This is a genomic window from Agrobacterium sp. D14 (genome assembly GCF_001526505.1).
Lineage (GTDB): Bacteria > Pseudomonadota > Alphaproteobacteria > Rhizobiales > Rhizobiaceae > Agrobacterium > Agrobacterium leguminum.
Window position 1 is genome coordinate 57,944 of record NZ_ASXX01000001.1, and the last position, 12,416, is coordinate 70,359.

General features: G+C 60.3%; 10 protein-coding genes and 1 pseudogene. 7 read left to right on the plus strand and 4 right to left on the minus strand.

The window, feature by feature from the left end; translation table 11 throughout:
* Window positions 1-60: 60 nt before the first annotated feature.
* Complete coding sequence (gene alr / locus L901_RS00285) at window positions 61-1,236, minus strand: alanine racemase (protein ID WP_059752396.1); 1,176 nt, start codon at window positions 1,234-1,236, stop codon at window positions 61-63.
* A gap of 195 nt (window positions 1,237-1,431) precedes the next feature.
* On the opposite strand from alr, the gene L901_RS00290 reads away from it, so the two are divergent.
* The 4 genes from L901_RS00290 to L901_RS00305 all read left to right on the plus strand — a co-directional run bounded on the left by L901_RS00290 (window position 1,432) and on the right by L901_RS00305 (window position 5,313).
* Window positions 1,432-2,289: an AraC family transcriptional regulator gene (locus L901_RS00290; RefSeq protein WP_059752399.1), complete on the plus strand. Its 858-nt coding sequence runs from the start codon at window positions 1,432-1,434 to the stop codon at window positions 2,287-2,289.
* Window positions 2,290-2,427: 138 nt separating this feature from the next.
* Window positions 2,428-3,132: an AzlC family ABC transporter permease gene (locus L901_RS00295; protein WP_059752401.1), complete on the plus strand. Its 705-nt coding sequence runs from the start codon at window positions 2,428-2,430 to the stop codon at window positions 3,130-3,132.
* Window positions 3,129-3,431: an AzlD family protein gene (locus L901_RS00300; protein ID WP_003520714.1), complete on the plus strand. Its 303-nt coding sequence runs from the start codon at window positions 3,129-3,131 to the stop codon at window positions 3,429-3,431. Before L901_RS00295 ends, L901_RS00300 begins: the two co-directional genes overlap by 4 nt.
* A gap of 187 nt (window positions 3,432-3,618) precedes the next feature.
* Complete coding sequence (locus L901_RS00305) at window positions 3,619-5,313, plus strand: ABC transporter ATP-binding protein (protein WP_059752404.1); 1,695 nt, start codon at window positions 3,619-3,621, stop codon at window positions 5,311-5,313.
* A 64-nt stretch (window positions 5,314-5,377) separates the two neighbouring features.
* On the opposite strand, the gene L901_RS00310 is transcribed toward L901_RS00305, so the two are convergent.
* On the minus strand, window positions 5,378-6,865 hold the full coding sequence (locus L901_RS00310; protein WP_059752406.1) for a replicative DNA helicase: 1,488 nt from the start codon (window positions 6,863-6,865) through the stop codon (window positions 5,378-5,380).
* A gap of 312 nt (window positions 6,866-7,177) precedes the next feature.
* On the opposite strand from L901_RS00310, the pseudogene L901_RS00315 reads away from it, so the two are divergent.
* The 3 genes and pseudogenes from L901_RS00315 to L901_RS00325 all read left to right on the plus strand — a co-directional run bounded on the left by L901_RS00315 (window position 7,178) and on the right by L901_RS00325 (window position 10,461).
* Window positions 7,178-7,632: pseudogene (locus L901_RS00315) on the plus strand (MarR family winged helix-turn-helix transcriptional regulator).
* Window positions 7,629-9,374 carry an MFS transporter gene (locus L901_RS00320; protein WP_059752410.1) on the plus strand — a complete coding sequence of 582 codons (1,746 nt, stop codon included), beginning with the start codon at window positions 7,629-7,631 and terminating at the stop codon, window positions 9,372-9,374. Before L901_RS00315 ends, L901_RS00320 begins: the two are co-directional and overlap by 4 nt.
* Before the next feature lie 19 nt (window positions 9,375-9,393).
* Window positions 9,394-10,461: an HlyD family secretion protein gene (locus L901_RS00325; protein ID WP_059753145.1), complete on the plus strand. Its 1,068-nt coding sequence runs from the start codon at window positions 9,394-9,396 to the stop codon at window positions 10,459-10,461.
* Window positions 10,462-10,721: 260 nt separating this feature from the next.
* Here the strand turns inward: L901_RS00325 and rplI are convergent, their stop codons facing one another.
* Both rplI and L901_RS00335 read right to left on the minus strand, forming a co-directional pair.
* Window positions 10,722-11,297, minus strand: a complete 576-nt coding sequence (gene rplI, locus L901_RS00330; protein ID WP_003520720.1) for a 50S ribosomal protein L9 — start codon at window positions 11,295-11,297, stop codon at window positions 10,722-10,724.
* A 14-nt stretch (window positions 11,298-11,311) separates the two neighbouring features.
* Window positions 11,312-12,286, minus strand: a complete 975-nt coding sequence (locus L901_RS00335; protein WP_059752413.1) for a hypothetical protein — start codon at window positions 12,284-12,286, stop codon at window positions 11,312-11,314.
* Window positions 12,287-12,416 lie beyond the last annotated feature (130 nt).

Genomic DNA, 12,416 nt, shown 5'->3' on the forward strand with positions numbered 1-12,416 from the left:
TCTCCTTTTGTTCTCTTCTAGCACAGGTCACCGCAGCTTTCCAAGGGCTAAAGGCGTGGCTCAGTCGTCGGCCATCAGATATTGCCGCTCGTAACGCAGGCCAAGCCCTGTCAGCATCTCGTAACCGATGGTGCCGGCCGCCCGCGCGGTTTCGTCGACCGGCACATTGGGACCGAAAAGCTCGATATAGTCGCCGGCACGGATGGCATTGGCCGGAACATCCGTCACGTCGAAAATGGTGAGGTCCATGGTCACGCGGCCGGCGACCGGCACCCTGTGGCCGTTGACGACGCCATAGGCGCCGCCATGGCCCATTTCGCGCAGCGGAATGCCGGAACCGGAAAGCGAACGCTGATATCCATCCGCATAACCTACGGAAGCGATGGCAAGACGGCTTGCGCGTTTCAGCAGGAAGGTGCCGCCATAACTCACGGTCTGGCCTTCGCCCGCTTCGCGAATCTGGATGATCCGCGCTTCGGCTGTGGCGACGGGCCGCATCGGGTTCGCCATGCCGTTGACCGCTTCGCCGCCATAAAGGGCGATGCCGGGGCGGGTGAGGTCGAAATGATAGTCGGGACCGAGGAAAATCCCGGCGGAAGCCGACAGGCTTGATTCGATGCCTTCGAAAGCGGCGCTAACCTTTCGGAATGATTCGAGCTGAACCCTGTTCATTGGCGATGAGGGCGTGTCGGCGCAGGCGAGATGCGACAGCACCAGAACCGGGTCGAAACTCGCCGGCCGCGTCACGTCGTCGGCCAGAAACAGCGCGTCTTCGAGCGGCAGCCCGAGCCGGTTGAAGCCGGTATCCACATGCAGCGCGCAGGGGTGATCGCCGCGCTCGGCAACCGTCGCCATCCAGAAGGAAAGCTGCTCCTCGGAAGCCAGAATCGGCACCAGATCGTTGTCGAAGACCTGCCGTTCCTGACCCTGCCATATGCCTGACAGCACGAAAATGCGCGCTTCCGGGGCATAGGAGCGCAGGGTCGCACCCTCGGCCACCGTCGCCACGAAGAAATCCCGCGCGCCGGCGTGGTAAAGCGTCGCCCCGCAATCCTCGATCCCGAGACCATAGGCATCGGCCTTGACGACCGCCGCCGTTCGCGCCCTGCCGGAACGCTTCTTCATGTCCCGCCAATTATCGGCGAGCGCGCCGAGATCGACGGTCAGCCTCAGCGGCGCGTGCTCGAAAGTGTCGGTTTCGTTTTCGGGAAAGCTGTCTTCGAAGTCGTCTGTCATGCCATGCGTCCGGTTGATTGGAACCTCGCGGACCCTACAGCATCGGCGCAAAAATCGTTATCGATTTTTGCAAAGCACGATGCGTAGATTCAAAGTGTTAGAGCTTCATTCCTGCGCATTTGTGGAAATGCGCGGGAATGAAGCTGGGGCACTTTTGTTCAAGACGGTAATGGCCGATTGGTTTAAACTCGTTCCATGCACAATGTTTCGCAGGAACAGGCCATAGATGTCATGCCGATTGCGACGACGGAAACCACGCGTTTCTGGCGTGACAGGCGTTTTGGCGGCATGGAGTGCCTGAGCGCGACTTTTCTGACCCATGAATATTCGCCGCATGCGCATGATACCTTCTCGATCGGCGCAATCGAAAGCGGTTCGCAGATTTCCACCATTCAGGGCACCACCGAACAGACGGGGCCGGGGCATCTTTATCTCATCAACCCGGATGAGGTTCACGATGGCGCACCGGGCGGCGGCGGTTATCGTTATCGGATGATCTATCCCGATACCGTCTTGCTGCGCGATATTATCGAGGATGTGACGGGCAGGGCCTTTCACGGCACGCCCTCCTTTCCGAGATTCCTGCCGCGCGATCCGCAGATGGCGGCGGCTTTCCAGATGGCGCATCGGCGGCTGGAGGAGAAATCCGGCGCTCTGGAGGCGGATGAGGGGATGTTCTCGGTTCTCGCCGCCCTGTTCGGCAGGCACGGCAGCGCCATTATCCTGCCCGTCGAAACACGAGAGAAAACGGCGGTTTATACCGCCCGCGACTATCTTTCCGACAATTACGATACCGATATCGGCCTTGAGGAGCTGGCTTCCATCGCCGGTCTCAGCCGTGCGCACCTCATTCGCGCTTTCAGGAAAGAGTTTCACATCACCCCGCATGCCTATCTGACGGATGTGCGCATCCGCAGGGCGCGCCGGCTTCTGCGCGCCGGCGAGATGCCGGCCGAGGTGGCGGCAATGTGCGGTTTTGCCGACCAGGCGCATTTCACCCGGCATTTCAAGGCCCGCACCGGTGTCACACCGGGGCAGTTCCGGTTGGCCTGAGTTCAAAGCCCGCATTTTCGTTCGGAAATGTAACAAAAGAAAAAGCGACGCTTCAGCGGAAAACGGCCTGACGTCACTTTCGTTCAAGACCGAAGAATGTCGCAAGCGTAATCCCTCTCTTTCGAAAGGGAGAATGCGATGTCCATATCGGGAAAAGGCGCGGAGTTCAGCGCGGGATTGCGGGCCGCCGCGCCATTGCTGGTCGCCATGGTGCCCATCGGCGTGGTGTTCGGCGCGGTCGCCATCGGCAAGGGCCTGTCGCCGCTCGAAGCCTCGCTGATGTCGCTGCTGGTCTTTGCCGGCGGTTCGCAATTCGTGGCGATGGATTTATGGACGCATCCGGCAAGCTGGAGCGCACTCGGCTTTGCGGCGCTGCTGGTCAATCTGCGCCATGTGCTGATGAGCGCCTCCATCGCCGGCAAGCTGGAGGATTTCAGGGGGTGGCGCAAATATGCCGCCATGCTGCTGCTGACGGATGAATCCTGGGCATTGTCGGAATTTCGTGTCATCGCCGGCAGGTTGACGGCGGGTTTCTTCACCGGTGCTGCGCTCTCGATCTATCTCGTCTGGAACCTCGCAACCCTTGCCGGCGCGCTGCTCGGCTCGGTGGTGGGGGACATGTCGGTCATCGGTCTGGATTTCGCCTTTCCCGCTGTCTTCATCGTGCTTCTCATGGGGTTCTGGAAGGGCAGGGAAACCGGCTTCGTGCTTCTGGCAAGCGCCGCCGCCGCCTGTCTTACCCACGCGCTGGTTCCCGGCGCCTGGTATATCGCCGCCGGCGCGCTGGCGGGTCTCGCCGTCGCCGCCTTCGGCCACGAGGAACAGGCGGAGCAGCCGGCATGACGCTCGACCCGAATACGCTGCTAACAATCCTTGCCATGATGGCGGCAACCGTCGCCACGCGTCTTGGCGGCCTGTTGCTGGTCACTCATTTTACGCTAACGCCGCGCCTGAAAAAGGCGCTCGGCGTGGTGCCGCCTGCTGTCCTGATGGCCGTGGTGACGCCGACGGCGCTCGCCAGCGGACCGGCGGAAACCATCGCCTGCGCGATAACCGCCATCGCCGCGCTGCGCCTCAGCCTTCTGCCGGCCGCAACGCTCGGTGTTGCGGCCGTGGCGCTGCTGCGCGGAATCGGATTGTGAGACAATCCGGTCAAACCGTTGAAAAGACTCCTCCCTTGGGAACAGAACGGGCGGGATAGGGCTGAGACCCGTTCCATGCGGAATATTGAATGTGAACTGAGGACGATAGTCCGGACTTGAGCAAGCGCTTGCAAGCCGTTATCCAATGCCTGCCGTATCTTTCAAGCAGCGCCGGGCGGAGAGAGTGATGACAGGCAATCGCGAAGTTGCATTCGGACCGCTTTCCCGAATCTATGCCGAAGACCTGAAGACGTCATGGCCGTCCATCACCTTTTTGCTGCTGACGATCCTGCTCGGGTCTGTTCTCGCCACCGCCGGGCCTTACGTGTTTTCCCGCCTGATCGACGATCTGCCGGATGCGCCGCTGCAATGGATGCTCGGGTTTTCGCTCTATGCGGGCCTGACGGCACTGGCGACGGGTATTCAGCGCTCCACGCAATATATGTCGGTCATCCATTCGGAGCGGCTGGAATATGTCGCGACGACACGCTTCTTCGAGCGCATCGTCCATAAAAAACCGTCCTTCTTCAACGATCACAACCCGGCGGAAATTCAGGCTGCGCAGACAAGGGGCGCTTCGGCCGCCTCGGCGATTATGCAGATCGGCTTTATTTATTTCGTGCCGGGCATCGCCACGTTCCTGTTCAGCACCCTGTTGCTGGGAACGGTCCTCAGTGCGGATCTGGTCGCCATCGTCGTCGTTTACGGCGCGGCCTTCATCGCGCTCACGCTTGCCTCGAACCGCCTGACCACGCCTTTTCTGGAAAAGGCCATCGAGGCCGGGCAGGAGAATGCCGGTTTTGTCGGAAACGCCATCGGCATGATCGAGCCTTTGCGGCACACGGGCAGCACGGCATGGATGAAGCGTCGTTTTGCGGATAATGCGGGCTCGATCTATCATAACTGGCGGCTTTATTCGCTGCGCCGGATCGGCTTCGTCTTCACCATCTCGCTCGCACTCGCCATGCAGATGGTTATCGGCTTTTATCTCCTGTTGCCACGTTACGAGGCGGGAGCCCTGTCGATAGGCGATATCGTTCTCTTCAACACGCTTCTGCTTCAGCTCAACATGCCTTTTGAACTGATCGGGCAATCGATCAGCGAGGCGGTTCGTTCCTTCGCTCACTTCGCGCCCTATGCCCGCATGTGGAACGCGCCGGAAGAGGAGGAACCGCCCCATGCCAACCCGCTGCAACTATCGGGCAAAGCGATAGAATTCGACGATGTGGGTTTTCGCTACGAAAACGGTCGCGGCGTCGAAGGCGTTTCTTTCACTGCAACGCCGGGACGCCTGACCTTCATTACCGGCGAGACCGGTTCCGGCAAGTCGACACTCTTCCGGCTTCTGCAGAAAACCATGGCGCCGCAATCGGGCCGCATCACCATCGATGGCATCGACCTGACCGCAATCGGCCGCGACGACTGGTTTGCCGTTGCCGGCATCGTTCCGCAGGAGGTGCAATTGCTGAACGATACGTTGCGCAGCAATGTCGTGCTCGGGCGGGTGCTGGATGAGGAAAAACTGCGCCGCTCGGCCGAGCGCGCCGCGATACTCGACAGGATAGAGGCGATGCCGGAGGGTTTCGACACGATTGTCGGGGAAAGGGGGCTGAAGCTTTCCGGCGGCGAGCGTCAGCGGGTTGCCATTGCCCGTGCGCTTTACGGCGAACCGTCCATTCTGCTGCTCGATGAGGCAAGCTCGGCGCTGGACGAGGAGACGGAGCGGGAAATCATGGACCAGCTAAGACGGGTCGACAGCGATATCACCATCATCGCCATCACCCACCGCCAGAGCAGCATCCGCGCGGGCGATCAGGTCATTGCATTGCCGAGCGGGACAATCGATGAATCGGCTTCTGAGGTGTCAGTCCCAAGCCATTGAAAAGATTCCGCCCCATCCTGAAGCAGGACGAGGCGTTTTTATCGATGGTCGGCGTGGCTGCGCCTCAATGTTCTTCGTACTGGCTGAAGCTCGGATCGGCCAGATCCGTAAAGCGGGTGAATTCGGACTGGAAGGCGAGCTTCACCGTGCCGGTCGGTCCGTGACGCTGCTTGGCGATGATGACGTCGGCCGTGCCTTTCACCTTGTCGAACAGGGCTTCCCATTCAGCATATTTGGGATCGGAAATATCGCGCGGCTCCATGTTCTTGACGTAATATTCCTCGCGGAACACGAAAAGCACCACGTCGGCGTCCTGCTCGATGGAGCCGGATTCACGAAGGTCGGAAAGCTGCGGGCGTTTGTCTTCGCGGCTTTCCACAGCACGGGAGAGCTGCGACAGCGCAATGATCGGAACGTTGAGTTCCTTGCCGAGCGCTTTCAGACCCGTGGTGATCTGGGTGATTTCCTGCACGCGGTTTTCGCCGCTCTTGCCGGAGCCGGTCATCAGCTGAACGTAGTCGACCACCAGAACATCGAGACCGCGCTGGCGCTTCAGGCGGCGGGCGCGGGCGGAAAGCTGGGCAATCGAGATACCACCGGTCTGGTCGATGTAAAGCGGCACCTTCTGCATCATCTGGGAGCAGGCGACGAGCTTTTCGAAATCGGCCTCGGTAATGTCACCGCGGCGGATTTTCGAGGAAGACACTTCCGTCTGCTCGGAAATGATACGGGTGGCGAGCTGTTCGGACGACATTTCGAGCGAGTAGAAGCCGACGACGCCGCCGTTCTTCGCCTTGTACGACCCGTCCGGCTGCACTTCCTGCTCATAGGATGCGGCGATATTGTAGGCGATGTTGGTCGCAAGCGAGGTCTTGCCCATACCTGGACGACCGGCAAGCACGATAAGGTCGGAACGCTGCAACCCGCCCATGCGGGCGTCGAGCGAATGAATGCCGGTGGAAATGCCGGAGAGATTGCCGTCGCGTTCGAAGGCGGCGCCGGCCATGTCGATCGCCAATGCCACGGCATCGTTGAAGGACTGGAAACCGCCATCGTAACGGCCGGTTTCCGCCAGTTCGAACAGGCGGCGTTCAGTGTCTTCGATCTGCGCCTGCGGCGGCATGTCGAGCGGCGCATCATAGGCGATATTGACGACATCCTCGCCGATCTGGATCAGCGCGCGGCGCAGCGCCAGATCGTAGATCGCGCGACCGTAATCTTCCGCATTGATGATCGATACGGCTTCCGCCGCCAGACGTGCGAGATATTGCGCCACCGTCAGATCGCCGATCTTGTCGTCGGCGGGCAGGAAGGTCTTGATCGTCACCGGATTGGCGGTCTTGCCCATGCGGATGATATCGCCCGCCACCTCGAAAATCTTGCGGTGTAGCGGTTCGTAAAGATGCACGGGCTTCAGGAAGTCCGACACGCGGTAATAGGCGTCGTTATTGACGAGGATGGCGCCGAGCAGCGCCTGTTCGGCCTCGATGTTGTTCGGCGCTTCGCGGTAATGCGGTTCCGCGGGGGTGATCTTTCTCACAGCGTCGTTCATGGTTTGCGCGATCTCCCTTTGCCTTTGTCCTTGAACCTCGGGTTTGGCTTCCTGGGGCATGGCAGTCAATGATAATGTTGCAACACTCTATGGCAGGCTGACGTCCGCTCTGCGAAGCTCGATCACTTCTTCAGTTGTCCCCAGCAATCCACAGGCGGGTTGGGGACAAGGCGCCGGATCCTTCCGGCAAGGTGATTCGCTGCCATGAGTTTATCGCATGGCAGACCCGGCGTGAAAGAAACTTGAAAATCGTCAGTCTTACGAATAAATAGGCAGAAAATAAGTAGTGTGCTAATTATAAGGCTTGCTGACATGTCCCGCGAGACCGACAAGGAACAGCTTCTGGATGAAGTCTCTGCTTTCACCCGCAAACTGCGCGCGTTTTTCGATGCGCGGGTGGGGGAGAGCGGGCTGACGCTTGCACGGGCGCGGGCGCTCTTTGCACTCTCGCGTCGTGGACCGCTGACGCAGACGGAGCTTGCCGAGGAAATGGAAATCGAAACGCCGACGCTGGTGCGGGTGCTCGACGGCATGGAGAAACAGAACCTCATCGAACGCCGTTCCGATGAGAACGACCGCCGCGCCAAACGCATCCACATGACGGCGGAAGGGGAGAAAACCTCCGAGACGGTGCAGGCGATGGCGAAGTCGCTGCGCTCCGAGATTGCCGCCGATATTTCCTCGCAGGAACTGGCCATGGCGCTCGATGTATGCGCCGGCTTTCGGCCAATCTGCAAAATCTGGCGGCGGGGAGGGCGCAGTCGTGAGTACCCCGGTGCCACAAACCACGGATGAGGCCGCTGCCCGAAATACCGAAGCGGTCTCCAAACCCGCCGACCTTCCGGAAGAGGCAGCGACGCCGATGAGTGCTTCGGGCGCGGGTGAAACCGTGCCAGAGCCTGCCGCCGCCGCACCTCAGCCGGTCGAGCGGCCGCTATGGCTGCGGCTGTGTTTCATCTTCGCAGGCCTGTCGTTCTTCATTACCCAGGGTCTGGGCATGAACCTCGTCATGGCCAATATCTACCAGTTGCAGGGCGAGTTTTCCGCCACCGTGGCCGAGGTCGCCTGGCTCTCCGCTGCCTATATGGCGCCCTATGCCACCTTTTCCATCGCGCTGTTCAAGGTCCGGGCGCAATATGGCCTGCGGCCCTTTGCCGAAGTTTCGATTATCGTGTTTGTCGTCGCTTCCTGTCTCAACCTGTTCGTGACAGACCTGCATTCGGCAATCGTTATCCGTTTTGTCAGTGGCATGGCCGCCGCACCGATCTCGTCGCTCGGCTTTCTCTATATTCTGGAGGCCTTTCCGCCTGCGCGGAAATTCTCGCTCGGTTTCAGCATAGCGCTGACCGGTACGTTGCTGTCGGCGCCGCTCGCGCGCATCGTCTCGCCATCCCTGCTGGAAATCGACGGCTGGAATGCGCTCTATTCCATGGAAGTGGGCTTTGCGCTGGTTGCTTTCGCCATGATCTATGTGCTGAAAGTCACCCCACCGCCGCGCGCGAAAGTTATCGAGCGCATGGATATTCTGAGCTATCTTCTGTTTGCAGGCGGTCTCGGCTGTCTGGCGGTCATGCTCACGCTCGGCCGGTTCTACTGGTGGTTCGAAACCTGGTGGCTGGGCGTTCTTCTGGCGACGTCGATCGCACTTCTGACCCTCATGGCTTTCATCGAATTGCCGCGCAAGAACCCGCTGCTCGACCTGCGCTGGATTTTCTCGAAAACCAACCTGCACATTATTGCGGTCCTGCTTGTCTACCGTGCGGTTTCCTCCGAGCAATCTTCAACGGCGGTCAGCTTTTACCAGCAACTCGGCCTGCTGAACGAACAGACGACGACACTTTATGCACTTGTGCTGTTGGCGACTATTCTCGGCGGTGCGGCCTGTGCGTGGCTGATGCTCACGAAATACGTCGATACCGCCCACGTGATTGCGCTGGCGCTGATCGCCGCCGGTTCGTTCATGGATAGCCAGTCCAACAATCTGACGCGGCCGGATGAGATGTATCTCAGCCAGATGATGATTGCCTTTGGCGCGGCCATGTTCCTGCCGCCCGTCATGGCAAAGGGTTTTGCCGCCGCACTGGCCCGGGGTGCGCCCTATCTGGTGAATTTCATCACAATCTTCCTGTTTACGCAGATCACCGGATCGATGCTGATGACCGGCCTGCTCGGCAGTTTCGTAACGCTGCGGGAGAAATTCCACTCCAATATTCTGGTGGAGAATATCCTGCTCACCAATCCCGTGGTCGCCCAGCGCGTCTCGCAGCTTTCCGGCGCTTACAGCCATGTCATCACCGATCCGGCATTGCTGAAGGCCGAGGGGCTGTCGCTGCTTGGCCAGCAGGTCAGCAAGGAGGCCTATGTGCTTGCCTATAATGACACGTTCCTGCTGATCTCCGTCGTCTCTGCGCTGGCGCTGGCCACGCTTTTGATCCACCTTGCATGGCTGCGCATCCGTCCTTTCCTTTTCCGGGAAGAAATCGATGCCGCACCGGCACCACAGTCTTGAACATTCCAAGAGTGACAAAATGCTGAAGAAGTTTTTTACCCCCGTTTCCATTCTCGTGCTGCTCGGCGGTCTCGCCGGCGTGGCGCTGGTGCTTTACGCCTGGCGGCTGCCGCCGTTCCTTTCCACCGTCGAAATGACCGACAACGCCTTCGTGCGTGGTTATGTCACGACGATGAGCCCGCAGGTGAGCGGTTATGTCGTGGATGTGCCGGTGAAGGACTATCAGGAAGTCAAGCAGGGCGCGCTTCTGGCGAAGATCGACGACCGCATTTACCGCCAGAAGCAGGCGCAGGCGGAAGCAACGCTCGATACGCAGAAGGCGGCTCTCGATAATTCCCGCCAGCAGGAAAATGCGGCCAATGCCAATATTCTTTCCAGCCAGGCGGCGGTCGACAGCGCCCAGGCCTCACTGAAACAGGCGCAGCTCGCATCCGACCGTCAGGATAACCTCATCAAGAGCGGTGCGGGAACCTCCAGCCTTCAGGAAGAGGCCCATGCCGCGCTCGAAAAGGCGCGGGCGTCGCTTTCGCAGGCCAAGGCGGCGCTTGAAGTTTCGCGGCAGGATCTGCAAACCATCATCGTCAACCGCAGCTCGCTGCAGGCGGCCGTCGCCAATGCTGAAGCGGCCGTCGAGCTTGCCCGGATCGACCTTGCCAATACCGAAATCCACGCGCCCGTGGATGGCAGGCTCGGCGAAGTCGGCGTTCGCACCGGCCAATATGTCACGGCCGGAACGCAACTGATGGCCGTCGTGCCGCATGATGTCTGGGTCATCGCCAATTTTAAGGAAACCCAGCTTGCGGGCATGCAGGTCGGCCAGCCGGTGACGATCTCCGTGGATGCGCTGCATCGCCGCAAGCTTACCGGCCATGTGGAGCGGTTCTCGCCCGCCACCGGCTCGGAATTCGCCGTCATCAAGCCGGACAATGCGACGGGCAATTTCGTAAAGATCGCCCAGCGCCTCGGCGTGCGTATCGCCATCGATGCCGATCAGCCGCTTGCCGCGGATTTGTCGCCGGGCATGTCGGTGGTGGTGCATGTGGATAAGAGCGTGGCGCCGGAGGGGGCGGAGACGGCGGAGAAATAGTCGATAGGTCTCGTGCGTGTGGCTTACCCCCCTCTGCCCTGCCGGGCATCTCCCCCACAAGGAGGGAGATCAGCTAGATGCCTGCTCCTCGCCTAAGCTTCTACGTTAAAGATGGCCGGAAGGTCGCCACGATTCGATCTCCCCCCTTGTGGGGGAGATGCCCGGCAGGGCAGAGGGGGGTGCCCTCCACACTCCCACACGGCAACAAAAAACCCCGGATGTCTCCATCCGGGGTTTTCCTTTGACCGTTAAGCCAAATCTTATTCGTCGTCGCCGTCGCGATCGGCTTCCGGATCGAAGAAGTCTTCCGGACGCAGCGCGTCTTCGTCAACGCCGTAGATGGCGTCGGCGGAGGTGAGGCTTTCGCCCTTGGCCTGACGCTCGGCTTCTTCAGCCGAACGGGCAACGTTCAGTTCAACCTGCAGCTCGACTTCGGCATGCAGGTGAAGGGTAACGTTGTGCAGGCCGATGGTCTTGATCGGCGTGTTCAGTTCAACCTGGTTACGGCCGATGTTGAAGCCTTCTGCGCCGAGGATTTCAACGACGTCGCGAGCGGCGACAGAGCCGTAGAGCTGGCCGGTTTCGCCAGCCGAACGGACGACGATGAAGGACTTGCCTTCCAGAGCCTCGGCAACCTTCTGGGCTTCCGACTTGCGCTCGAGGTTACGGGCTTCGAGCGTTGCGCGCTCGGTTTCGAAACGTGCCTTGTTGGCAGCGTTGGCGCGCAGCGCCTTGCCCTGCGGCAGCAGGAAGTTACGGGCGTAGCCGTCGCGAACCTTTACGGTTTCGCCCATCTGGCCGAGCTTGTTGATGCGTTCGAGAAGAATGACGTCCATCTTCTTGATCCTTTCTATGGTTTGGTTTCGTTCGTATTGTCGGTTTTCCGCGTCGGAGTAAGAGAGATCGTGCTGCGCACGTCGCTCAGGCCGAACACGAGAATGATGAACAGCGGAAAGACAAAGACCGCCGAGAGATAAGCGAGGATAAGAACCGGCAGCCGCCAGTCCTTGCCGCGGGCGCGCTTGTGCAGCGAGGCGTAACCCGCCATCAGGAAGCCCGCGCCGAAGGTGCCGCAGATGACCGCGCCGACCATGGCCGCGACGCCGCCGAGGAACATGGCGACGATGCCGGCCAGAAAGATGAAGATGGCGTTGCGGTGCATGCGCAGCGCGGAGGCAATGTCCTCACGCGGGCGTAGGCCCTTGCCGAAAGAGCCGACCAGCCGGGTCGCGAAATAATAGGCCGCAAACAGAAGGATGACCCACAGGCCTCCCTGAACGATCGGCAGCATCAGCACCAGCAGCGATTTCGTCTGGGCGAGCGCTTCGGCATTGGGTTCGAACAGCGGCTCACGGTTCTGCACCGAGGTCATCATGATATCGACCATGCGGGCGACGAGATCGGGACCGTAACCGATCATCCAGCCGAGAATGACGACGGCGATGGAGACCAGAATGCACAGGTGCAGGACGATGCCGGAGAGCGGATACCAGGCGAGCAGATCGTCCGGGCCGCCGAGTTCGGACGCCGGGCGCGCCAGATTGGCGAGATGCGAAAGCCAGCCCGCCGGGATCAGCGTGAAGATCGCGATGGTCAGCGCAAACAGCGGCGACATGACGAGAGCGCCGATGATGGCGGTGGTGATGATTGCGACGATGGCGGCGCGATTGCCCCAGCCCATGCCTGCGATCAGGATCGGCATGGCGGAACCGGCATAGAGCAGGAAGGAAAAGGACGACTGTGCCGTTGCGCCAAGCGTCAAAAACGCGGCGCATATGCTGGCGAGAACGCCGGTGATCAGCACTGTCTGGTTCAACTTTTGCACTTCGCTGTCCTGCTGAAACGAAAGCAGTTAGAGGATCGCTCCCTGGAGCCTCATCCCCAACATGGGTTTTATGGTATCGATCCGCGCCCAACGCGGAAGGATTTGAACTCGCAACCTACTGATTAAAAGT